The organism is Paraburkholderia sp. MM5496-R1 (genome assembly GCF_050436205.1).
GTDB lineage: Bacteria > Pseudomonadota > Gammaproteobacteria > Burkholderiales > Burkholderiaceae > Paraburkholderia > Paraburkholderia tuberum.
Map to the genome: position 1 here is coordinate 1,056,970 of NZ_JBNDLT010000003.1, position 23,082 is coordinate 1,080,051.

Consider the following 23,082-nt stretch of genomic DNA (forward strand, 5'->3'; position numbering starts at 1 on the left):
CGACGTGGACGGCGTGGCAGCGCGTTAGCCGCGCTTGATCTTCGCGAGCGGCGAATCCGGCGGATACGTGGGCGTAATCGGCTTCGGCGAACCGAGCATCACGCACATCAGCGCGTCTTCCTCGCCGATGTTGACTTCCGTGCGGTACACGCCGGGCGGCACCGAGATCAGGTCACGCTCGCCGAGCACCGCTTCCCACGTCTCACCGTCACGCTCGCAGATCACTTTCATCTTGCCGCGCAGCACGAAAAAGATTTCTTCGACGTCCCTATGAATATGGCTCGGGCCGATGTTGCCGGCCGGGATCACCATCGTCGAGAACGTGAAGTTGCCTGCGGGCACCGTGTTCATGTCCTTCGCGACGCCGGTACCGCCGGTACCGACATAGCGCATCTGCGCACGTCGATACTTCGGATCGTAGTCGGCCTGGAACTTCAGCGCGTCCCAGTCGTAGCGACGCGTCTCCAGGCGTGCGACGCGGCTGTCCAGCCATTGCTGGAAGCTTGCGTCCGCGGGTTGGTCCCAGGATTTGCGTTCGTTGTCGGCGTCCGCCATCTCTTTCTCCTTTCGATTCGACAAGATCAATTCATCACGAAGCCGCCGTTGACCGGCAGCAGCTGGCCAGTCACAAAGCGAGCGGCATCGGACAACAGAAACAGCACCGGCCCGGTCACATCGTCGGGCACTTGTGCGCGCGCGAGCGCGCGGCCTTGCAGGTAATACTGATGACGCTCGGCGGGCACGTACGCGGTTGCCTCCACTTCGGTCAAGCCCGGCGCGATCGCGTTGACGGTCACGCCGTACGCGCCGAATTCGCGCGCGAGCGAGCGGGTCATCGAGATCACGGCGCCCTTGCTCGCCACATACGCGAGCAGCTTCGGCGCGCCCCACATCGCCGTGTCCGACGCGATGTTGACGACGGCGCCGCGGCCCGATTCGCGCAGATAGGGCAGCGCGGCGGTGCTCATCAGCCAGGTGCCGCGCACGTTGACGTTCATCACGGCGTCCCACGTTTGAACGGACAGCTCATCGGCGAACTTGCCGCCGGAGTTCGTGATCGCCGCGTTGTTGATCAGCGCGTCGAGACCGCCGAGCTGTGCCGCGCCTTGCTCCGCGAACTGCTTAACGCTGGCCGGATCGGCGAGGTCGAGCGGCAGATAGGTCGTCGCGTGGCCCTGCTCGCGCAGCGATGCCGCGAGCGCGCGGCCTTCGTCGTGCAGCACGTCTCCGAACACGACCTGTGCACCAGCTTCGACGAGCGCACGGACGAACGCCGCGCCGAGACCGCGCGCGCCGCCCGTCACGAGGACGCGCCGGCCCTTGAGCGCTGCGAGTGCGTCGTTATGCATGGCTGTGACCGGCTTCGTTGGCGGCGGCCGTCGCGTTGGCCGCGCGATGCGTTCCGAGCGCGGCGAGATCCTGCTGTGCGCGTTGACGCAGCATGCGGCGCACACGCGTCATGCCGACGTCGTGCTGATAGAGGAACTCGTGATCGCGCGCGTTCGGGGCGAGGCTTTCGAGGACGTAGCGGTCCTGCTCGAGCACGTCCCAGTGCAGACCTTCGAGGCGGTTGCGATACAGGAAGCGCCATGCGTCGCGCTGCCAGCCCTGCACCTTGCGGGTACGCCAGAAGTAGACCTGGCAGTTGTCGCCGTCGACCGGAACCGCGAAGCCGATGATGCCGAAGCTGCCGCCCGGGCCGAACTTCTTCTTGTACGGAATCGCGAGACGCATCCACAGCGCGCCGGTGTCACCGAGTTCGACCCAGTCGAAGTTCACGTCGCGCTGGCCGATCTTCTCGAAGATCAGACCGGTTTCGGTCTTGCGCACGCGCATCTCGGCCTGCTTGTCGCCTTCGGCCATCGAGTGCGACGTCGCGTGCAGATAGGCGCCGTGCATCGGGTCCATCACGTTGTCGATTGCGTACTGGTAATTGCACTTCCAGTTCGACATGCACAGGAAACTTGCGTATTCCTCGCCGACGAGTTCGTCAGGCAGCACTAGCGGCGCCGGTTCTTTGTGCGCGTCGTCCCCGAACCACAGGAAGATCGCGCCGGCGTGTTCTTCGGCCGGGTACGACTTCACGCAGGTCTTGCCTTCGAGCGGACAGCTCGACACGGCGGGCACGTTGATGACGGTGCCGCTGCCGTTCACTTCGACGCCGTGATACCAGCACGCGACGCGATCGCCGAGGTTCCAGCCGAGCGACAGACGCGCGCCGCGGTGCGGGCAGCGGTCTTCGAGTGCGTGGACTTTGCCTTCGCTATCGCGCCACAGCACGATCTGGTCGCCGAGACGCGTGACGCCGATCGGCGCGTTGCCGACCTGCCAGCTCGGTGCGACGGGATACCAGTAGTTGCGCAGGCCGCGGTCCAGATACGACTTGACCGGATCGGCCGTGCCTTCAGTTGTAATGGGGGACGTCATGAAGAGACTCCAGTACGGATGCGGTGAAACGTGTTCTGAAAAGCGCGCCTAGTCGGCGAGCTGACGGAATTCGGCGGCCAAACGCTCGGCGTTCCACTGAGTGCCTTCCGGGGTGCGGAAACCGTCGCGATTCAAGCCCTCGACGACCTCCTGCAGTTCTGTTGCGCCGGCTTCGAAAACGCGTTCGAGCGCATCGCCAAAGTCGTTTTCGTACTGGGTCGGCTCGGCCTTGCGGTTCTGCCAGACCATGTTGCTGCTCTCGCCCGGCTTCTCGATCACGCCCTTGCCTGCGACGTTGTTCGGTTGCGGCGCGAGCCACGGCTGCAGGAAGGGATTGAAATTCACGGCTACCTCTCGCATGTCATTCCACCTTGATCTGGATTTCTTCGCCTGCGAGACGTACCGAGTACATCTTCAGGTCGCGGCCGCCCTGCTCTTTCAGGCACTTGCCGGTCGGGATATGGAACACGGCTTCGTGCAGCGGACATTCGACGGTGTCGCCGTCGACGAAGCCCTGCGTCAGCAACGCGTACGCGTGGGGGCAGACGTTTTCCATCGCGTAGATCTCGTCGCCCACCTTGTAGATGCCGATCTCCGTGCCGTCGAGCTTGAACTCGAGCGGGGAGTCTTCGGACAGGTCACCGGCATGTCCGGCACAGCGCCATGGTTCGGTCATTTCTCACGTTCTCCTGAGCCTTGACGTTCCATATACGGAACATCAGTTCGTGTATGGTCGATTATAGGAGTCGGTCTACGCCGAGAAAATAAAAAAATGGGCTCTTAGGGGAAAACACCGACTGTCGTTTTTGGCACACATCGGCATGCCATGCCGCGCGCACAGCCCTAATCCACGCGGGCCTTCGTCAAGCATGGCCTAGCCGGAATCCCAGACGGGGGACGATCGGCAACCACGGGTTTGTACCGATCTCAAAATCTATTTTGGATGAACTCAGCTTCACTATACTTTCCATAGGCGATACGTATGTCCATAGGTGGAACATATAACGTAGGACCGATGTGGTTCTGGCGCAGAAACCAGAACGGAATTAACCCCAGAGAACAGATCAGGGACGGCGCATTCGGCGAGTGTCTACGTCGTTTGATCAGGAGGACCAACGGTGAAGCAAATCATTGCGGCCGGTTTGACGGCAGCTTGCATGACCACGGGCGCGTGGGCGCAGAGCAGCGTGACGCTATATGGCAGCCTCGATGCAGGTGTCGCGTACATCAGCAACGTGGGCGGCAGTTCGAAGTGGATTCAGGAACAGGGCAACATGCAGCCTGACCGTTGGGGCCTGAAGGGCGTCGAAGATCTGGGTAATGGCCTGAAGGCGGTGTTCCAGCTCGAAAACGGCTTCTATACGAACACGGGCGCGATGGCGAAAGCGGGCGTGCTGTTCAACCGTCAGGCTTACGTCGGTCTCGCTTCCGACCGGATCGGAACGCTGAGCTTCGGTCATCAGACGCCGTTCAGCTTCGACGTGCTCGGCCCGTTCAGCACCGGCTACCAGGCGGCGAGCTGGTACGCGTTCCACCCGGGCAACATCGACGCGCTCGCCAACACCGCGGTCGTGCCGTACGACAACTCGGCGAAATTCCGTTCGGCGTCGTTCGACGGCTTCACCTTCGGCGCGATGATGGGCCTCGGCAATCAGACCAACTTCGCGATCGGCCGCTCGTATGGCTTTGCGGCGACGTACGCCAACGGCGGCTTCAAGGCAGGCGCAAGCTATTCGAACGAGAACAACCGCACGCCGTCTATCGTGACGACCGGCATCACGACCTTCCAGGGTCAGCCCGCCGCGACCTACACGGCCGACAACCTGCAGAACATGGGCCTGGGCCTGTCGTACCAGTTCGGCAGTGTGCTCGTACACGGCCTGTACACCCGCGTGAAGCTCGAAAGCGCCGGTCACTCGGACACCTATCAGAGCTACGACGCTGGCGCGAACTGGCAGGTCACGCCGTTCAACACGATCGCAGGCGGCGCCGCGACGACGACGCTGGCCGGCCATCGCTGGACGCAGTTCTTGATCGGCAACGTCTATGCGCTGTCGAAGTCGACGCAGGTGTATATCAACGCGCTGTATCAGCGCGCGGGCTCGAACACCGACGCGGCGTTCTTCACCGCGGGCGTCTCGAGCGGCCGCAATCAGGCGATCGTCCTGAGCGGCATCCATCACTCGTTCTGATGATTTGACGACGTGACACGGCGAGTCCGGCTGTGCAATGCAGCAGGACTCGCCGACAAATTATGAAATAAGTATTGGAAGTAGTAGCGCCGTGCAGTCAGCGCGCACTCAATGCGCGGCAACCGATCTGCGGCGTGCCTGCATCGCGGTCGGATCGTCCGGCCTCGGGTGATAGCTCAGGCGCTCGGACAGCTCCAACGCCGCCTGGCATACGGCGATGATCAGCGGCTCGCGCTCGGCGGTCTCGCCGATATCCGAACGCGGGATCGTCACCGTCAACGCGGCGGCGATCTTACCGCTCTGGTCACGCACCGGCGCGCTCACCACCGAAATCCCCCGCTCGAACGACGCCTCGCTGACCGCATAGCCAAGCGCCGCGCTCTCGCGTACCCGTCCATACAGTTCTTCGACGGTCGCCGGCGTGCGCTCGGTGAAGCGTTCGAGCTGCGGTTCCGGATACAGCTGGCGCAACTCTTCGAAGCTCAGATCGCCCATCAGCACCTGGCCATGCACCGTTGCATGCGCGGGCAGGCGCGTGCCGACGTGCACCTTGACTGAACTGTACATCGGCTCGTGCGTCTGCGCCTTCGCGACAAACACGACGTCGCGCTGATCGCGGATCAGCAGATGCGTGCTGAGCCCGGTCGCGTCGCGCAGGCGTTCGAGAATCGGCGTGCCGACGTCGGTCAGCTCGAGCGAGCTCAGATACTCGAAGCCGAGCCGCAGCACCGCGACGCTGAGCCGGAAATAGCGGTCGCCGTTGACGCGTTCGAGGAACCCGAGCGCCTCGAGCGTTTGGAGTAAACGAAACGTGGTGGTGCGCGGGATGCCGATCCGCTTCGATAACTCCGGCGCGCCGAGCACCGGCTCGCGCGCGCTGAATTCGGCGAGGATGCGCAGGCCGCGTTCGAGGCCGGGCACCAGATATGTGGATCCGCCGGCGCTGTCGTCGTCGTTGGCGGAAGCGGACACGTCCGCGCTTTGCGCGTGCGACTGCGCCGGTTCGTGTTGTGCCGCGGAGGCTGCCGCCGCACGGGGTTTGGCCTGCCTGCGTCCCACTCCTGTCTGCTCTTCTTTTGCCATCTTGGCTGCCGTCTCTATGCGGTTCATCGGGTTCAATTCAGGATCATAGCGCGAAGCACGCGGCGAATCGGCCATGGGCGGTGCTATGCTTTGATCCGGTCCGGCGGCGCGGTGTATTCCAGCCGCTCGCTCGCGCCGCCCAAGCGTAGGAGGCCACGTCATGTCCAGCGCGGTCCAGATTCAGGTTGCCGACTCGCATCTTTATCCGGGCTGCGCGGTGCGCATCGCGAATCTTCCCGAGCCGGCCTGCGCGTCAAACGTCGCCGAGGCGCGCGTCGAATTCGCGGACGGTTCCGGTGCGCACGCCACCTGCCATCGGCGCGCACATGACGAACTCGAATTGACCGTCGACCGTTATGCGACGCAAAAACGTCATCCGATCGACGCACGGCACTGGCTACTATTGGCCGTCGATGCCACGCATCACAGTTGGCGCGTCAAGCGTCGGCTGCCGTAAAGCCGCGAGGCCTGCCGCCCTCGGCGGACCCGTAACCGGTGTCGCGCGCGCCGCTTCGAGCGGCGCCGATGCGACCGTCACGTCTCCTTCGGAACTCACCGATGACCGACCACGATCCTCACCTGCCGCCGAAACTGGACAACCCCGATTCAATCGATAACACCAACGACGCCCCCGACGATCCCGAACGCCGGCGCGTACTGACCGGTCTCGCGGCGGTCGGCCTCGGCCTTGCGCTGACCGGCTGCAAAACAGGCGAGGGACTCGCTGGCAACGGGCCGCCGCGCAGCGCCGCCGACTTGCGGCTCGACGCTGCGCTGCACGATCAGGTGAAGAACATCGTGGTGATCTACGCCGAGAATCGCAGCTTCGCGAACCTGTACGGCAACTACCCGGGCGTCCAGCATCCGCTCGACGCGCTCACCGCCGAGCAATACGTCCAGCTCGACCGCGACGGCAAGACGCCGCTGCCGCGGCTGCCGGCGATCTGGGGCGGGCTCGTGCCGCAGGCGCAGGAAGTGGACGGCAAGCGCTACATGATCGGCGAAAAGGATCTCGATCATCTGCGCAACCGGCCGTTCCGCATCGTCGATGCGCACGGCGCGCCGCTGCCGACCGGCGTGATCACGCGCGACCTCATCCATCGCTTCTATCAGAACCAGATGCAGATCAACGCGGGGCGCAACAACCAGTTCGCCGCGTGGGGCGATTCCGGCGGCCTTGTGATGGGGCACTACCGCAATTCCGCCGACACGCTGCGTCTGTGGAATCTCGCGCAGCAGTACACGCTGTGCGACAACTTCTTCATGGCCGCCTTCGGCGGCTCCTGGCTGAACCATATCTTCCTGATCTCGGCGCAGGCGCCCTACTATCCGGACATTCACAACAGTCCGGCGAAGAAGATGGTGTCGGTCGTGGAAGGCGACGATCCGACCGGCACCCGTTTGAAGCTCGCGCCCAATTCGCCTGCGTCGGCGCTCGACGGTCCGCCGAAGTTCGTCAATGACGGCGCTTTCACCGCCGACGGCTACGCAGTCAACACGATGGCGCCGCCGTATCAGCCGAGCAGCGTGCGTCCGGCCGAAGGCGGCGACCCGGCTTTCGCGGATCCGTCGAACCCGCGGGTAATGCCGCCGCAGAATTACGCGACGATCGGCGACCGGCTGACCGGCAAGGGCATCGACTGGGCGTGGTACAGCGGCGCGTGGCAATTCGCGCTCGATCATCGCGATACGGGGTCGATGCCCGACTTCCAGTACCACCATCAGCCGTTTAACTACTTCGCCAATTACGCGCCGGGCACCGCCGCGCGCCGCCGCTATCTGCGCGACGGCGGCATGGGTAACGACGCGTCGACCAATCGCCTGATTGCCGACATCGACGCGGGACGTTTGCCGACCGTGACGTTCTATAAACCCCAGGGCGACCTGAACATGCACGCGGGCTATGCGGACGTCGCCTCGGGCGACCGTCACATCGCGACGCTGATCGAGCACATCCAGCGCGGCCCGCAATGGCAGAACACGGTCGTGATCGTCACCGTCGACGAGAACGGCGGTTGGTGGGACCACGTCGCGCCGCCGATCGGCGATCGCTGGGGTCCGGGTTCGCGCGTTCCCGCGCTCGTGATCTCGCCGCTGGCGAAGAAGGCTTATGTCGATCACACGGTGTACGACACGAACTCGATTCTGCGTTTCATTAACCGTGTGCATGGACTCGCGCCACTCGATGGCGTGGTCGCGCGCGACAAGGCATTCGCAAGCAACGGACTCGCGCCGCTCGGCGATCTGACCGCTTCGCTCGATCTCGCTTGAGCGCCTCTCGGCTGCGTTGATTTGTCGCGGCTCGCGGTCTGCATGTGGTCGTTACTGCATGCATATCGCGTACGCCGCGGCGCAGTAAGGATTCACCGTACCTCGCCACACCTTTTGGCGACCTGATTTTCCATTCGCACATCATGCCTTTGTCTTGCATAAAGCGCCGCGCCGCCTAGACTGATAAAGCGCTTCGCAATTTATGAACGGAACTGATATGCGACTGACCATCCTGATTAACGGTTCCGATCCCACCGTAAGCCATGATTACGCTGTGCTCTGGCTCGATACCGATGAACATCGGTGGTCGAGAGAAGCGCATCAAGGGATCGACCTGCCCCCATGGGGCGAACTGCGCGACGAAAACGGCGTGACCACGCTGTGCGCACCGAGCGCCGAGGCGCCGCTTTGTACGTTGCGCGGTCTGCACGTCGATCGCAAGGAGCGAGTGAGCGCCGCGCAAGGCGCCGCTGCATGGACCGCGCTGCAAACACGCAAGGCGACTAGCGGCTTCTGGCGTTTGCAGGCGGTGGATCGTCAAAAAGTGCGCGCTGAAAACAGCGTGTTCGGTAATTAAGTTCTGGCGCGATTCGTCGCGCTTCTCTTTTCCGGTCGAAACTTCCGGCTCATTGCACGAGCACTGTTCGTACGCGTAAATCTGTTCGTGCGCAATCGAACATAACGTGCCGCGATCTCGCAAGCCTTAAGACATTCTTAAGATTGCGTGCGTAGATTCGGAAGTCCACGCATTCGGGTCGCTGCAAAGCGGCCCACTTTTTTGTCCGGCGCACGCCGCCTCTGCCGTTTCCAATTCCCTTCCTTCGATTCGCATTGTGCAGTCGCTCGATGCGGGCCACGACGCTATACTTGCGTCCCCGTTCATCGAACCACCGACCCATGAAGAAGTGGCTTGCCTGTCTGTTACTCGCCGTCGCCGCTCATGCGAGCGCGGCGCCTTCCTGCACCGGATTCACGCCGAATGCGCAATGGCCCGTCCTCACCAATCAGAAGATGGCGCCGAAAACGCGCCTGCTTTGTTATAGCGATTTCGCGGTGCTGCATTCGGGTATCACGCACGGTCCGCTGTGGTCTGCCGAGCATCTGACGCGTGAGCACATCGAAGAAGCGAAGGACATGGTGCGCACCAACAAGTTCTTCGAAGACGCGCGTCTGCCCGAAGGCGAAGGCGCGACACTCGCCGACTACAAACGCAGCGGCTTCGATCGCGGTCATATGAGTCCGGCGGGTAATCGGTGGAACGACGAGGCGATGGCGCAATCGTTCTCGCTCGCGAACATCGTGCCGCAAAATCGTCAGAACAACCAACGATTGTGGGCACGCATCGAAACTGCCGTGCGCAAGATCGCACTCGCCTACGACGACACGTACGTCGTCACCGGCCCGCTGTTCACCGGCCAGCAATTGCAGACGATCGGACCGACGCGCGTGTTCGTGCCCACCCAGTTGTACAAGGTCGTCTACGTGCCGTCGCGTCAACTGGCCTTCGCAGTCGTGGTTGATAATGTAGCGACCAACCGCTACGACATCCGCACGATTCACGAACTCGAAGCGATGTCGGGCATCCGCTTTCCGGGCATTCCGGACAACCTCAAGGACCAGCGGCCAGGAGGACTGAAAGGTGTTTAAGCCCTATTCGAACGATGACGACGTGCTCAACATTCAAGGCGATGCGCTCACGCTCAGCAATGGCACGACGCGTGTCGTGCTCAACGGCACGCTCGAATTGACGCGCGATCAACGCGGACTGAAGGCGGCGCTCGCGTTGAAGGAAGCGCTCGATGCGATCGTCGCGAGCCTGCAGGCGCAGAAGGATTTACCGGCAAAGGTGCAGGACGAGCCGGATGCTAAACCGGGTATCGTGCAGAACCCGTTTCAATAACGGATTCGGCAGCGTTGCATTTGCGCAACTTCGCAGATCGCAATTTTTACTGATGTCGGTCACGCAAACCTTTGCGTGACCGCTAGTTTTCTAATCTCGCGCCAATAGAGCGGATCGCCTCGCCTCTGTCACATAATGTACATAGAGAAACCTTAGCGTGCGAGGTTTCTTCACACATCGACTGGCGTCGCCATGCATGCTGCGTTCTCGAGATTTCGCCGTTCTTCCGCACAGGGTAATCCGCGCACTGCCGGAGACTTGTGCCAGGAAGTTCCATCCGTAGACGTTGAAGATCCCAATTCCGTGGTCATGGAGATCTTCTCGGCACGCCGCGACATGCAGAGTCTCGCTGTCATCGACGACCACCGTCCCATCGGCCTGATCAACCGCGATATCTTCATGTCGCAAATGAGCAAGCCGTTCCATCGAGAGCTTTACGACAAGAAGAGTTGCATCGCGTTCATGGACAAGGAACCGCTCGTCGTCGACGCCGACGTGAGCATCGAAGCGCTGACCTTCAGGACCGTCGAGGCGGGAGAAAAAGCGCTGGTCGATGGTTTCATCGTGACACGTGACGGACTCTTCTCGGGTCTCGGCAGTGGTCTGCAGCTCATCAGTGCGGTCGCGGAAATGCAGGCGGAGAAGAACCGCCAGATCATGCAGAGTATCGAGTACGCCAGCGTGATACAGCGCGCCATGTTGCGTGCTTCCAGCGAGACCCTGTCGATGAAGCTGCGCGACGCGGCGATGGTCTGGGAACCTCGCGACGTCGTCGGCGGCGACTTCTATCATTTCGCGGCCTTTCCGAACGGCTGGTTTGGCGCTGTTGCCGATTGCACCGGCCATGGCGTACCGGGCGCCTTCATGACCTTGCTTGCTTCGGCGTCACTGTCGAAGGCGCTCGAACAGATCGGTCCGCGCGACCCCGCCGCGCTACTGGCGGCCGTCAATCAAAACGTCAAGGGCTTGCTTGGGCAAGTGAACAGTGCCGACGAAGGAACCCAATCCAACGACGGTCTGGATACCGCACTCTTCTGGTTCGACGCCACGCAGAGCGTGCTGCATTTTGCCGGCGCGAGGATCGCTCTGCACATCCTGTCGCCCGATGCCGCGGAGTTCGAAACGATCGGCGCCGACCGCATGGGTGTCGGTTATGTGGACAGTCGCGCCGACTATGCGTGGAGCTTGCGCTCGATTCCGATCACGGCGGGCAGCCTGCTGTTCATCTATACCGACGGCCTCGCCGATCAGATCGGCGGCCCGCGCAACATTTCTTTCGGCCGGCGCCGTGCGCTCGACCTGATACTCGAAAACCGCGCCGAAACTCCGGCGACGATTTGCGAGCGCGTCCGGCTCGCGCTCGCGGATTGGCAAGGCCAGCAACCGCGCCGTGACGACGTCACGCTTTTCTGTGCCCGTATTTAGCGAATTCCCAGAATGTCCCAACTATTAGAACAAGACAGCGCCTTTTTCGAACTCGCGCAGCGGCGCAACGTGCTCTTCTATCACAAGGGCTACTTCTCCCATAACATCGTCGCGTCGATGGGCGAAGTCGTGAAACTGCAGCTCGAAGTCGCCGGCGTCAGCGGTCCTACTCGCCGCAAACTCTTCTCGTCCTTTATCGAGCTGGCACAGAACATCGTTCATTACTCGTCGAACGCGCTGGAGCCCGGTGGCGAACGGGCAGGCGAGATACGCGAGGGCGCGGTGTGCATCTCCAGGCACGGCGAACATCACGTAATGTTGTGCGTCAATCCCATCGCGACCGCCGAAGTCGAGGACCTGCGAAGCAGGTTGGAGCCTCTGCGCAACATGTCACTCGAAGAAATCAAGCAAGCGTACAAGGTTTCATTGCGCACCGATGCTCCGAAAGACAGCAAGGGCGCCGGGCTCGGCTTCCTGACGATGGCGCGCGATGCGAGCGCGCCGCTTGAATTCGCTTTTCATCCGCGTGCCGACGAACCGGGCACCACGCTGTTTTGCCTCATGGCCATCATCTGAGCAGGAAGGCACACGAACAATGGAAAACCTACACATCCCGGCGACGACGACGTCGCCCGAAGTCGATTTTCGCTTCGACCAACACGCGTTGTCGATCAGGGGAGAGTCTTACCCCGAAAACGCAGCCGCCTTTTACGCGCCGATCATCGAGCAGATGCGCAAATACCTCGCCGCGAACGCCGGGGCCGAGATCACCATCGACGTCGCGCTGACGTACTTCAATAGCTCGAGTACCAAAATGCTGTTCAGCATCTTCGACGCGCTCGATCAGGCGGCGGAATCGGGAAGCCGCGTGTCGATGAACTGGTATCGCGACGAGGAAGACGAGACCATTGCCGAATTCGGCGAAGAACTGAAAGCCGATTTCCGCGCGATCGAGTTCACCGATCGTCCCATTGCGCAGCAGGGAAAGTAAAGTGCGTTCGACCTCTTCCCTTGACGTGTCCTCGGGCGGCGCACCCGATCTGTTCCAGAACGAAAGCACCGCGCTGGCAAAGGCTCGGGCCATGCATTCGATCATCGATGCGGACCCCGCGGAGTATCGCCAGTCGTTGGGCGAACTGATCGAGCACTTCCAGCGCCTGATGCGCGAGACACGGCGCCTGATCGGCCGCAGCGACCGGGCCGAACGCGAGATGCAGGCGCTGGCCCAGCAGTTGGCGTATCGCGCATCGCACGACGCGTTGACGGGCGTACTGAACCGCAGTGCCGTGATCGAACGGACCACCAAGGTCTTGCGCATCAGCAGCGCGGTGATGATCATCCTCGACATCGACGAATTCAAGCGGATCAACGACGACTACGGCCACCCCACCGGAGACGCGGTCATTTCGGGGGTCGTCGATTGTCTGCGCAGAATCGTCGGGGAACAAGGCTTCATCGGGCGAGTGGGCGGTGAGGAGTTCACCGTGCTGCTGCCCGGTCATGAACCGGCCAGCGGTGCCATTCTTGCCGAGCGCATGCGAGAAGCCATCGGTGACTCGCTGGTCGTTCCACCCGTCGAGCGCCGCATCACGGCCAGCTTTGGCGTCAGCATCAACGAGGTCGGAACCTGTTTCGACACCGCATATGGCCTCGCCGATGCGGCTCTGTACCGCGCCAAGCGAAGCGGGCGCAACCGCGTGGAATTTGCCGATCGATAGGCGGATAAGCAGACCCATCGCGCGCCGTTACAGGCAGATCCGCAGCGCCCTAAGGCAAGTCATGCAGCCACCTAAACATTCACTATCCGGGCGGGTCGGTGTTCGCCCGCGCCGGGTTGACGGAAAGGGAAGGGCCTTGGGACAGGAAGCAACGCGCAAAGCCGGTACTGTCATAGCCGTACTTGCCATTCTCGCTGTCATTGCGACGAGTACCTTCCTCGCAATCCGCCAGAGCAGCGAGCAGGACAGTTCGCTTCGGACGATCCAGGCTTCCGGGCGGCTGCGCCACGACCTCGACCGGGTTCAGCAAGTCATGCTCGATGAGCATGCGACGCTCTACACCTCGATCGCAACGGTGCCGCTTTACAACCGCGCCGCTTATAGCTTTCCGATGCTGGAACTGCTCGCGTTGACGCGCGACGCGCGCGAGAGCTGCAGCGAGAATCAGGAATGCATATCGAGGCTGTCGGATCTGGACGACATGATCGGCAGACTTAGCGAGCTGAGCTTTGGTCTTGCGCGCAAGATCGCGGAACATCCCGGCAGTGTGGCAGTGGGCGACCCCAGACTCGAACAAATCGACGCCTATTTCTATAGCGTTCTCGGGCGGGTCGTCGACGTACGACTCGCGGCCGACGCCAAGGTCGCTTTAGTCGTCAGCAAATCCTCGTTGGATGGGAAGTGGTTTACGCGCATGCTGTTGAGCTGCGGCGTCGCTTCGGCCTTGTTGCTGCTTTCGCTGATTCACTGGAACGGGCGCATCGGAGCGCATCTTCGTCGTTCGCTCACAAGACTCGAGCATCAAGCCAGATACGACGCCCTGACCGATCTGCCCAACCGGGTGCTGCTCGGCGAACATCTTTCAGAGTCGCTCGTACGCGCGGCAGCGACAGGTCAGAACGTTTCCGTCCTGTTCCTCGATCTCGATCGTTTCAAGGACGTCAACGATTCGCTCGGACACCGCATTGGCGATTTGCTGCTACAGGCCGTGGCGCGAAGGCTTCAGCGTCTGCTGCGCGCGACGGATTTCGTCGCGCGCTACGGGGGCGATGAATTCGTCATCGTCGCGGAACGGGCCGACGCGAAGCAACTCACCGAAATGCTGGACACGCTGATTCACGAGATGAGCGAGCCGTATCGCATCGGCGAGCACGAGCTTTATCTCGAAGCAAGCATCGGCGTCAGTACTTTTCCACAAGACGGCGCCCAGCCGGAACTGCTCACGCGAAATGCCGATGCCGCGTTGTACGTGGCGAAATCGCGCGGGAGAAACGGCTATCAATTCTACGAACCGGAGCTGAGCCGGGCGGCCGCCGAGAAGTTGCGGCTCACGACGCGACTGCGGCGCGCGGCGAAAGCCAATGAGTTGTATCTGGCGTATCAGCCGCAAATCGACATGAAAACCGGATGCATCGTCGGTGCCGAGGCACTTTTGCGGTGGCACGACGACGAACTCGGTGAAGTCTCGCCGGCCGTCTTCATCCCGCTTGCCGAAGAAACCGGTCTGATCCAGAGCATCGGCACGCGGGTATTGCGGCAGGCGTGTCTGCAGGCGAGCGCATGGGTACGCTCGGGGCTTCCGCCCGTGCGCATATCGGTCAATGTTTCGCCACTTCAACTCGAACGGGCAGACCTTCCAGGCGTAGTGCGCTCGGCACTCGACGATGCCCATTGGCCCGCCGAACTGCTGGAGCTCGAAGTCACCGAGGGCACGTTGATGCGCAACGCTGAAGAAGCGCAACGGGCTTTTCGCGAACTGCGCGAACTCGGTGTGTCCATCGCTATCGACGACTTCGGCACCGGTTATTCGAGCCTCAGCTATCTGAAACGCTTTAGCGTCGATCGCATCAAGATCGATCGCGCCTTCGTTTGCGAAATCGGCAGAGACAAGGAACTCGAAGCTCTGTCGCTTGCCATCATCGCGATTGCTGAAACGCTGAGCTTCGATGTCGTCGCTGAAGGGGTCGAGCTCGATGTCCAGCGCGAGTTTCTGGTCCGTCACGGATGCACGGTGGCCCAAGGGTTCCTGTTTAGCCCAGCGGTCTCGCCGGAGGCTTTAGCGCAATTGCTCGTCAAGACCGCGGTCGCGTCTTCATTGAGCGTGGCGCCTTTCCGGGGATTCGCTTGGTGAGTCGCAACATGTATCCGCGCTGACGCACTACTTACGTTTTGTCACCAGCGCGGCGTCAACTCCTGTATTCCGCCCTACGTTAAACCGGCAGCGCTGAAATGATTCAGCCGCGACAAACGAATCCACCGATTCAACCTGGAGTCACATCATGAAGACGCTTTTCGCCGCTGTTGCTTCCGCACTGCTCGTGTCGACCGCCTTTGCTCAAACGGCCGCACCGTCTGCCGCACAACCCGCGCAAACCACGCAGTTGCCAGCCACCGGCCAGGCGAATCTGAAGGCAAGCACCGCGGTACAAGCCGGCGCGACCGCAACGAAAGCGCCTGCCGAAGCCGCTACGCAAAAGCACGTGAAAAAGACTTCCGCCCATACGAAGAAGGCCCACAAGTCCACGGCCAAAAATGCCGTCGAAACGAGTGCCGCGAAGACTAAAACGGAGAGTGCGAAAGAGGCCAGCAGTGCCCCGGCGAAAGCCGACGGCGCACAAGCCGACACGACCAAAACGCAATAACACGTGATCGGTTTCGGCGCTGACCGGCCATGCAGGTGCTGTTCAAATAGAAGTTGATCGAAGCCGGACTGTGCCGTTCAGGGAGGGCGAGTCTTATGACTCGCCTTTTTTTATGCCGCGTGTCATTCCCCGTCGTATCTTTTTGCCGACAAACGCGCGAATTTTTGCACCGTCTTTACTCGCGGCCGACTACTCTCGAATTGGGTGAGTAGGCCGCAGGAATCTCACCTCCAGCCTCTCGCAGAACGGTGCGTGAGCCTCTCGACTCACACCGCTCCCATCAAGCGAACGCACCTGTCATCCCCCGTTGCCAGTGTACGAACAGTCGCGGTTGCCGCTTCGCAATGCCTTCGACGAAGAGAGCTGCCCGCGTTCTGTGTCCTTTCAGACGCTTATACTTCCGCATTGCCCAAGCGATCAACGTCCTGTTGAAGTGTCTGAGCACCGGATACATCGCTGACGGACTGAATTTCCCGTAATAGCTCAACCAGCCTCGCAGGACTGGGTTGTGCATACGGGCGATGTCAGCCACGCTGAGATATGTCCGGGTTTGGAAGCGTGCCTCGCGAGTCGTCTGCCGCATGGACTTTAGGGCCGCCGCACTGACGGCTGGCGTGAAGTTCACAAATATGCTGTTGCGTTTGCGATTCCTCACGATTCGCCGTCGAAAGCAGTATCCGAGAAAGTCAAACTGCGTGTTCGGATACCGCCCTTTGCGACTGCCATCCTTGCAGTAGACGATTTTGGTCTTGTCCGGATGCATTTCCAGATGGCACTCCGCCAACCTTGCCTGAAGCGCCGCCTTGACGGCTTGCGCTTCCTGCTCAGTCCGGCAGTGAACCAGTCCATCATCCGCATACCGGCACCAGGGAAGATCAGGAAACGTCCGGCCCATCCAGACATCGATCGTGTAGTGCAGGAACAGATTTGATAGCACTGGGCTGACGACCCCGCCCTGCGGTGTCCCCCGGGTGCGTTCCACCCGGGTTCCGTCCGACAGTTGCAGCGGGGCCTTCAGCCACCGGTCGATGTACAGCATGGCCCAGTCGCTCTTCACATGCCTTCTAAGAGCGCGCTGTAACAGGTCATGGTCGATGTTGTCAAACAGGCCTTTGATATCAAACTCAAGAACCCAGTCATATTTCCAGCACCGCTCCCGGGTTACCCCGACAGCATCCAGCGCCGATTTCCCGGGCCGGTAGCCATATGAGTCCGGCAGGAAGATCGATTCGATCTCCGGTTCAATGACCTGCTTGACCACCATCTGTGCCACACGATCCGATACAGTTGGCACCCCTAGAATTCTCTCCCCGCCATTCTTTTTCGGAATGGCGACCGCTTTGACCGGATCGGGGAAGTAGCTACCCGAGGACATCCGATTCCAAACCTTGTACAGATTGCCTTTCAGGTCCGCCTCGAAGTCCGCGAGCGACTGTTGATCCACCCCAGCCGATCCCGCATTGGCTTTAACCGCCTTGAAAGCCTCGTACACCAGCCACTTGTCAATGACAAACGGTTTTGTCGTGCTCATGAGTTTCCTCCTGTTGCCAGTTGAACCCCAAGCACGACTGCCTGACCCAACCCCTTTGCTCCAGCCGCATTACCAGCCTTCATCGCTCGTACGGGTTGGTCCGTCCCAGTGCTCCGCATCGGTACTCTCGCCTCGTGGCTTCTACCACTTGAGCTTCTCCCTTCACATCGGAACGACTGGTTCCCGCAGTTCCACACAAGAGCCTGGATCAGCTTCACGCCCCCTCTACGCCGGCCGCCGCCTGCCCAGTAATCAGGTTTCCGGCAGGCTTGTCCCAGAAGATAGAAACGCCCCTGGTTTTGACGACAAGTCTCTGGATTACGACGCGTGATCGGAAGGTTCACTTTCGTTCGTCTCTCTGATCCATACCTGCCCGAGGTATATCCTCAGCGCTTTGACCCCAACGCTCACCACCACGGCTCTTTACCGCAGCAGCTTGGGGTGGTTTGAAGCCCGCGCCTGAACGCCGACTCCGAGGGGCCTGCCCTCATCTCTCATGCAGCTTGTACACAGTCCATCAGTTCATACCGAACCTCTTTCCTGTGTGCTGCGGCACACTTCCAATTCACCATCGCGTCGCACCAACGCCGCATCACATGGCTCTTACCCAATCGCTCGACAAACTCTCGCCGCAACCTGCCAGCAAGCAGGTTCAACACAGCAACGTCATTGCGTTTCCGTCGGCGCGCGCGGCTCTACTCGTGACGCTGCCGCACGCTCACTTGCGCGCACTGCTTCATTCGCCGCTCGGCGTCTATGTAATCAACACGGAAACCGTGCGCGAAGAAGACCGCGTGCAACTCGACATCGCGCGCGAAGATCTCCACTTCACGTTGCACATGCTGCTCACCACGTTGCCCGCCGCGACGATCGGTCCATTGAAACGTCGCGTCAGGCACCCGAGCGCGCGTTAAATGCGCTCGACGAGAGACTGTTCACGCAGCTTGTCGGCATCGACGATTTCGATCTCCGCATAACGCAGCTTCAACGCGCCCTGCGTCTCGAAGTGCTTGAGCACCTGATTGATCGTCTGCCGCGACAACGCGAGCATCATCGCCAGGTCTTCCTGCGGGACCTTCAGCACGTTGCGCAATGCGCCGGGTTCGCCATAGCCGCCCGCCATCAGCAACAGGCGCCGCGCGACACGCGGTGCGGCCGGCAATAGCGCGGCTTCCTCGATCGCCTCGAACGCCAGACGCAACTTGTGCGCGAGCAGCACCGCGATTATGCTGGCTTTGACACAGGAGCGGCACTGATGAGAACGCTGACGCAGCAACTGACGCAATACGCGGCCTACCATCGCGACCGGCGCAATATCGCCACGCACTTCGTCGGCATTCCGATGATCGTGCTCGCGCTCGCGGTGTTGCTGAGCCGCCCGTCGTTTGGCGCCGGGATGTTCCCGGTCACGTTGTCGCCGGCGTGGCTGCTGTTCGTGGCGGCGACCGTCTACTACCTCGCGCTCGACGTGCCGCTCGGCGTGCTGATGGCCTGTGTCTCGGCGCTCTGTGTCGGGTTCGGCGAGTGGATCGCCGCGCAAACGACGCTCGTGTGGCTCGCGACCGGCATTGGGCTGTTCGTGGTCGGCTGGGTGTTCCAGTTCGTCGGCCACGTGGCCTACGAACATCGCAAGCCGGCATTCGTCGACGACGTGATCGGCCTGTTGATCGGCCCGCTATTCGTGCTCGCCGAAGCGCTGTTCGGTGTCGGCTGGCGTCCCGAGCTGCGCGATGCGATCGAGGCTGAGGTAGGCCCGACGCGCATCGCTGAGCGAGCGCCGTAGTTCAGTTTGACGCGAACCGAACGAAGCGCACGCTGTGCAGCGCGGTCAGCGCGACGGCGATCCAGATCGGCACATAGGTCGCGAGTTGCGCGACGCTCAGCGTTTCGCGCAGCAGCGTGATCGACACGAACACGAGCAGCACCGGCTCGACGTAGCCGAGAATGCCGAACAACGCGACCGGCAACAGTCGGCTCGCCTTCAGATACGAAGCGAGCGCGAGCGTGCTCAACGCACCGAGCCCCGGCAATAGCAGACACCACATTTCGGCGCGGCCGGCGATCGCTTGCAGCGAGCCGCCGCTGAGAATGCACACGGCGGCCACCGGCAGCAGCAACGCCATCTCGACGGTGAACATTGCAAGCGAATCCTGATTGATCTGACGACGCACCACGAAATAAGGCGGATAACCGAGCGCGACGACGAGCGTCGGCCACGAGAACGCACCCGTCACCCACAGTTCGTGAGCGACGCCAACCGCCGCGCACGCGACCGCGAGCCACTGCAACGCGTCGAGCCGCTCGCGATAGTGGAAGCGCCCGACCAGCACCATCGCGAGCGGCAGCAGGAAATAGCCGAGCGACACTTCGAGCATGCGTCCATGCAGCGGCGCCCACAGAAACAGCCAGAGCTGTACGCCGAGCAGGCCCGCAGCCACGGCCATCGCGGCACCGAGCTTCGGCTGCGTCATCATTTGGACAACGAGCGCGCGCAGAATCGGCAGGCGCTTGCGCACCGCGACGAGCAGCAGCGCGCCAGGCACGGTCCACACGATGCGCCACGCGAAGATGTCGAGGCCCGACAGCGGTTTGAGCAGCGTCGCGTAAGCGGACAATAATGCGAACATCGCCGACGCGCCGACCGACAATGCGATCCCGCGCCTGAAGTCGTTGTGATTCATTGCGCGGTCGGGGATCGGTGTGACGCGTGGGCGTGCGGCGCGCGACGCAGGCTCGCGGCGTTCGTTGTCGTCATGAATATGATGTCTCGTGAGCAGGCGGCCACGCGGGGAAAGCGGCAGACGCTGCGTTGTTGTTCTGAAGCGGCGGTGCAAAACCGTAGGAAAACGGGCATTCTAGACGGGTTATTCGCCAACGGGCTTGCGCTTTTTCGTCAGTCGGCTGCAATTAGTCGTGCGCGTCGCGCGTCGATGCACTAGAACATAACTTCGTGCGCCGCGGCCGGCGAAGCCATTCCCGGTTCGTCCTCGCCTCGCGCGAATCTTGCTACCCAAGTTTTGCACGCTGTGGCCGGACCACTCGCGACAACGACGTCCACAGCGGCACGCAACGAGCAGCAGCCACGAGCCGGGTCGGCGAATGCAGCCTCGAGCGCAGTCTGTCAGGCCGCCACGAATCACCGCCCGCGCATCTCGCCCACGGCATGCCTCAACTGCGTTTCGTCGCGCATGCCACCGCCCGGCAGCAATCCCGCTCATCGAATGTGACTACTGGAGCCAGCATGACCCAGCCAGCCCTATCGCTCAGCAACTCGCCTTCCGAACTGCGTCGCGCCTTCGCCGCCGACGTGTACGCCGGCCTCACCCATACGCCGCAAAAAGAGCTGCCGTCGAAGTATCTGTACGACGAGGTCGGTTCCGCACTTTTTGAAGTGATTACCGTATTACCCGAATATGGCGTCACGCGCGCCGAAGAACGTCTGCTCGCGAAGCACGCGGCCGACATCGTCGAGCATTTGCCGCATGACGTCACGGTCGCCGAACTCGGCAGCGGCAGCGGCCGTAAAACGCGGCGCATTCTCGAGGCGCTGTGTAAAAAACGCCCTACTTCCTACTGCCCGATTGAAATTTCGCGCAGTGCGTTGCAGTTGTGCCGGCGCGAACTCGGTGACATCGAGCGGATTTCGATCGTCGGTTATGAGCGCGACTATCTGGCCGGTCTGGCCGAAGTGAGCCGGCAGCGCGCGCCCGGCGACCGCTTGCTCGTGCTGTTCCTCGGCAGCACGATCGGCAACTTCGGCAGGCTCGCGGCGACGCGTTTTCTGCGCGAGATCCGCAACATGCTCGCGCCCGGCGACGCGCTGCTGCTCGGCACCGATCTGATCAAACCGACGCCGGTGCTGGTCGCAGCCTATGACGACGCGATCGGCGTGACCGCGTCGTTCAATCTGAACCTGCTCGCGCGCGTCAACCGCGAACTCGACGGCGACTTTCCGCTCGATGAGTTCGAGCACGTCGCGCGCTTCAATCCGGACGCGCGCAGCATCGAGATGCATCTGCGCGCGAAGCGCGATATCACCGCTCACGTGCGCGCCGCAAAGCTGACGGTGTCGCTGAAGGAAGGCGAGACGATCTGGACCGAAAGCAGCCACAAGTATCGCGCGGAAGAGCTGCCCGCGATCGCCGATGGCGCCGGCTTCGTGTGCAGCCATCAATGGATCGAGGATGAGTGGGGATTCGCGGAGAGTTTGTTGGTGGCCCGGTAAGCGCTGACCACGCGGCCAATAACGGCCGATAAAGGCATAAACGAAAAAGCGGCGCGCCCTCCTCTGGACGGCGCGCCGCTTTTTTAACTCGCGCAGCTTGAGCTCAATGCTGCTCGAAGCGCTCGTAACGCCTGTCCGTCACGCGCTCCTCGCCGCTCACTTCGGTCACGCGCGCCGCCGGCGGTCCGTGACGCAGCCAAGACAACATCCTGTCGATCTGATTGGCCGGTCCCTGCAACATCGCCTCGACCGAACCGTCGTCGAGATTCGCGACCCATCCCTTGATGCCGAGCGCGTGCGCCTGGCGCACCGTCGCAAGGCGAAAACCAACGCCCTGCACGGTGCCGCGCACCCGCGCGTAATACGTTTCGATCCGCTCATCCAGATCCGGGGCCATGCCGCTACCTCCTTTTAATGCCTGACAATCTTTCAAGCCGGCATTCTAGTCGCGTCGCGGCGAGCGCGCTCGGCAACGCCCATCCTTTGCGCGCGCCACGTACAATCCGTCGACCGTCACGCCGGAAATGGAAACAGAATGACCGAACAGAATCGCGATCTCGTGCTCGTGACCGGCGCGTCCGGCTTCGTCGGATCGTCGGTGGCGCGCATCGCGCAGAGCAAGGGCTTTCGCGTACGCGTGCTGGTGCGCGCGACGAGTCCGCGCAAGAACGTCGAATCGCTCGACGCGGAAATCGTCGTCGGCGACATGCGCGACGAAGCATCGATGCGCAACGCGCTGCGCGGCGTGCGCTATCTGCTGCACGTGGCCGCCGATTATCGGCTGTGGGCGCCGGACCCCGGCGAGATCGAGCGCGCCAATCTCGAAGGCACCGAGGCGACGATGCGCGCGGCGTTGAAGGAAGGCGTGGAACGCATCGTATATACGAGCAGCGTCGCCACGCTGAAGGTGACGAGCTCCGGCCAGTCCGCCGACGAAACCTCGCCGCTTCGCGCCGACCAGGCGATCGGCGTCTACAAGCGCAGCAAGGTGCTCGCCGAGCGCGCGGTCGAGCGCATGATCGCCGAGGACGGTCTGCCCGCGGTGATCGTCAATCCATCGACGCCGATCGGCCCGCGCGACGTGAAACCGACGCCCACCGGGCGCATCATTCTGGAGGCGGCGCTCGGCAAGATTCCCGCATTCGTCGATACGGGGCTGAACCTCGTGCACGTCGACGACGTCGCCGCCGGTCATTTCCTTGCGCTCGAACGCGGCAAGATCGGCGAGCGCTATATTCTGGGCGGCGAAAATCTGCCGTTGCAGCAGATGCTCGCCGATATCGCGGCATTGACCGGCCGCAAGGCACCGACACTGAGCCTGCCGCGCTGGCCGTTGTATCCGCTCGCGATGGGCGCGGAAGCGGTCGCCAAATTCACGAAGCGCGAACCTTTCGTCACCGTCGACGGACTGAAGATGTCGAAGAACAAGATGTATTTCACGTCGGCGAAGGCGGAACGCGAGCTGGGGTATCGGGCGCGGCCTTATCGCGAGGGGCTCGCCGATGCGCTCGAATGGTTCCGGCAGGCGGGGTATCTGAAGCGGTGATCAAGGGATAAGTGAACGGTCAAGTGAAGGGCTGAACAGCGGCCGTAAGCATTTTGTTACAAGTCCCGCGCCGGCGACGGGTCCAAGCCTGCGCGCAGCGGGTAAAATCGCGGGTCCTACCT

At 62.0% G+C, this 23,082-nt stretch carries 25 protein-coding genes and 1 pseudogene; 16 read left to right on the top strand and 10 right to left on the bottom strand.

Translation table 11 applies throughout. The features are described from left to right. Positions 1-24: 24 nt before the first annotated feature. From OKW38_RS31170 to OKW38_RS31190, 5 genes are read right to left on the bottom strand one after another with little or no spacing between them, the layout of a single operon-like run. Positions 25-555: a cupin domain-containing protein gene (locus OKW38_RS31170; RefSeq protein ID WP_429364742.1), complete on the bottom strand. Its 531-nt coding sequence runs from the start codon at positions 553-555 to the stop codon at positions 25-27. Positions 556-581: 26 nt separating this feature from the next. Then, on the bottom strand, positions 582-1,349 hold the full coding sequence (locus OKW38_RS31175; RefSeq protein ID WP_429364744.1) for an SDR family oxidoreductase: 768 nt from the start codon (positions 1,347-1,349) through the stop codon (positions 582-584). After that, positions 1,342-2,427 (bottom strand): Rieske 2Fe-2S domain-containing protein, encoded by a 1,086-nt coding sequence (locus OKW38_RS31180; protein ID WP_429364746.1) that lies wholly within the window; start codon positions 2,425-2,427, stop codon positions 1,342-1,344. The genes OKW38_RS31175 and OKW38_RS31180 overlap by 8 nt, the downstream gene beginning before the upstream one ends. Before the next feature lie 48 nt (positions 2,428-2,475). Continuing rightward, a complete protein-coding gene (locus OKW38_RS31185) occupies positions 2,476-2,787 on the bottom strand; it encodes a recombinase-like helix-turn-helix domain-containing protein (protein ID WP_429364748.1) in 312 nt (103 codons plus the stop codon). A gap of 1 nt (position 2,788) precedes the next feature. Next, positions 2,789-3,103: a non-heme iron oxygenase ferredoxin subunit gene (locus OKW38_RS31190; protein ID WP_429364750.1), complete on the bottom strand. Its 315-nt coding sequence runs from the start codon at positions 3,101-3,103 to the stop codon at positions 2,789-2,791. 442 nt (positions 3,104-3,545) lie between these two features. On the opposite strand from OKW38_RS31190, the gene OKW38_RS31195 reads away from it, so the two are divergent. Further along, positions 3,546-4,619 (top strand): porin, encoded by a 1,074-nt coding sequence (locus OKW38_RS31195; RefSeq protein WP_429364752.1) that lies wholly within the window; start codon positions 3,546-3,548, stop codon positions 4,617-4,619. Between the two features lie 108 nt (positions 4,620-4,727). On the opposite strand, the gene OKW38_RS31200 is transcribed toward OKW38_RS31195, so the two are convergent. Further along, positions 4,728-5,702 carry an IclR family transcriptional regulator gene (locus tag OKW38_RS31200; RefSeq protein WP_429364754.1) on the bottom strand — a complete coding sequence of 325 codons (975 nt, stop codon included), beginning with the start codon at positions 5,700-5,702 and terminating at the stop codon, positions 4,728-4,730. A 160-nt stretch (positions 5,703-5,862) separates the two neighbouring features. Between OKW38_RS31200 and OKW38_RS31205 the strand changes: the two genes are divergently transcribed. From OKW38_RS31205 to OKW38_RS31255, 11 genes are all read left to right on the top strand, one after another. After that, entirely contained in the window at positions 5,863-6,159 is a 297-nt protein-coding gene (locus OKW38_RS31205; RefSeq protein WP_184057758.1) for a hypothetical protein, read from the top strand. A 101-nt stretch (positions 6,160-6,260) separates the two neighbouring features. Then, positions 6,261-7,973: an acid phosphatase gene (locus tag OKW38_RS31210; protein ID WP_429333188.1), complete on the top strand. Its 1,713-nt coding sequence runs from the start codon at positions 6,261-6,263 to the stop codon at positions 7,971-7,973. Between the two features lie 217 nt (positions 7,974-8,190). Beyond that, positions 8,191-8,550 (top strand): DUF3564 domain-containing protein, encoded by a 360-nt coding sequence (locus OKW38_RS31215; RefSeq protein ID WP_090808065.1) that lies wholly within the window; start codon positions 8,191-8,193, stop codon positions 8,548-8,550. Positions 8,551-8,870: 320 nt separating this feature from the next. Next, the gene (locus OKW38_RS31220; protein WP_090808067.1) at positions 8,871-9,620 is read left to right on the top strand and encodes a DNA/RNA non-specific endonuclease; all 750 of its coding nucleotides are present in this window, start codon (positions 8,871-8,873) and stop codon (positions 9,618-9,620) included. Next, positions 9,613-9,873, top strand: a complete 261-nt coding sequence (locus OKW38_RS31225; protein ID WP_184057752.1) for a hypothetical protein — start codon at positions 9,613-9,615, stop codon at positions 9,871-9,873. The genes OKW38_RS31220 and OKW38_RS31225 overlap by 8 nt, the downstream gene beginning before the upstream one ends. Positions 9,874-10,182: 309 nt before the next feature. Continuing rightward, positions 10,183-11,298 carry a SpoIIE family protein phosphatase gene (locus OKW38_RS31230; RefSeq protein ID WP_429364756.1) on the top strand — a complete coding sequence of 372 codons (1,116 nt, stop codon included), beginning with the start codon at positions 10,183-10,185 and terminating at the stop codon, positions 11,296-11,298. Between the two features lie 12 nt (positions 11,299-11,310). Continuing rightward, on the top strand, positions 11,311-11,874 hold the full coding sequence (locus tag OKW38_RS31235; protein ID WP_090808073.1) for a SiaB family protein kinase: 564 nt from the start codon (positions 11,311-11,313) through the stop codon (positions 11,872-11,874). 19 nt (positions 11,875-11,893) lie between these two features. Continuing rightward, the gene (locus OKW38_RS31240; RefSeq protein WP_090808074.1) at positions 11,894-12,289 is read left to right on the top strand and encodes a DUF1987 domain-containing protein; all 396 of its coding nucleotides are present in this window, start codon (positions 11,894-11,896) and stop codon (positions 12,287-12,289) included. Between the two features lies 1 nt (position 12,290). After that, positions 12,291-13,016, top strand: a complete 726-nt coding sequence (locus tag OKW38_RS31245) for a GGDEF domain-containing protein (RefSeq protein ID WP_184073471.1) — start codon at positions 12,291-12,293, stop codon at positions 13,014-13,016. Next, the gene (locus tag OKW38_RS31250) at positions 12,943-15,147 is read left to right on the top strand and encodes a putative bifunctional diguanylate cyclase/phosphodiesterase (protein WP_429364758.1); all 2,205 of its coding nucleotides are present in this window, start codon (positions 12,943-12,945) and stop codon (positions 15,145-15,147) included. The genes OKW38_RS31245 and OKW38_RS31250 overlap by 74 nt, the downstream gene beginning before the upstream one ends. A 148-nt stretch (positions 15,148-15,295) precedes the next feature. Continuing rightward, positions 15,296-15,658, top strand: a complete 363-nt coding sequence (locus tag OKW38_RS31255; RefSeq protein WP_429364760.1) for a hypothetical protein — start codon at positions 15,296-15,298, stop codon at positions 15,656-15,658. Positions 15,659-15,938: 280 nt separating this feature from the next. Here the strand turns inward: OKW38_RS31255 and ltrA are convergent, their stop codons facing one another. Next, entirely contained in the window at positions 15,939-17,189 is a 1,251-nt protein-coding gene (gene ltrA, locus OKW38_RS31260) for a group II intron reverse transcriptase/maturase (protein WP_429359465.1), read from the bottom strand. A gap of 596 nt (positions 17,190-17,785) precedes the next feature. Between ltrA and OKW38_RS31265 the strand changes: the two genes are divergently transcribed. Then, positions 17,786-18,103: a hypothetical protein gene (locus OKW38_RS31265; RefSeq protein WP_090808082.1), complete on the top strand. Its 318-nt coding sequence runs from the start codon at positions 17,786-17,788 to the stop codon at positions 18,101-18,103. On the opposite strand, the pseudogene OKW38_RS31270 reads toward OKW38_RS31265, so the two are convergent. Continuing rightward, positions 18,100-18,408: pseudogene (locus tag OKW38_RS31270) on the bottom strand (Crp/Fnr family transcriptional regulator); the annotation flags it as partial. The gene OKW38_RS31265 and the pseudogene OKW38_RS31270 overlap by 4 nt on opposite strands. A 36-nt stretch (positions 18,409-18,444) precedes the next feature. On the opposite strand from OKW38_RS31270, the gene OKW38_RS31275 reads away from it, so the two are divergent. Next, positions 18,445-18,972, top strand: a complete 528-nt coding sequence (locus OKW38_RS31275) for a DUF962 domain-containing protein (RefSeq protein ID WP_090808084.1) — start codon at positions 18,445-18,447, stop codon at positions 18,970-18,972. 1 nt (position 18,973) lies between these two features. Here the strand turns inward: OKW38_RS31275 and rarD are convergent, their stop codons facing one another. After that, the gene (gene rarD / locus OKW38_RS31280; protein ID WP_187630216.1) at positions 18,974-19,870 is read right to left on the bottom strand and encodes an EamA family transporter RarD; all 897 of its coding nucleotides are present in this window, start codon (positions 19,868-19,870) and stop codon (positions 18,974-18,976) included. 560 nt (positions 19,871-20,430) lie between these two features. Here rarD and egtD point away from each other — a divergent pair. Then, entirely contained in the window at positions 20,431-21,414 is a 984-nt protein-coding gene (gene egtD / locus OKW38_RS31285) for an L-histidine N(alpha)-methyltransferase (protein ID WP_184052776.1), read from the top strand. 103 nt (positions 21,415-21,517) lie between these two features. Here egtD and OKW38_RS31290 read toward each other — a convergent pair whose 3' ends face one another. Then, a complete protein-coding gene (locus tag OKW38_RS31290; protein ID WP_090808088.1) occupies positions 21,518-21,811 on the bottom strand; it encodes an acylphosphatase in 294 nt (97 codons plus the stop codon). Between the two features lie 138 nt (positions 21,812-21,949). Here OKW38_RS31290 and hpnA point away from each other — a divergent pair, with 138 nt between their 5' ends. Further along, positions 21,950-22,960, top strand: coding sequence for a hopanoid-associated sugar epimerase (gene hpnA / locus OKW38_RS31295; protein WP_184057734.1), 1,011 nt, complete (start codon positions 21,950-21,952; stop codon positions 22,958-22,960). Positions 22,961-23,082 lie beyond the last annotated feature (122 nt).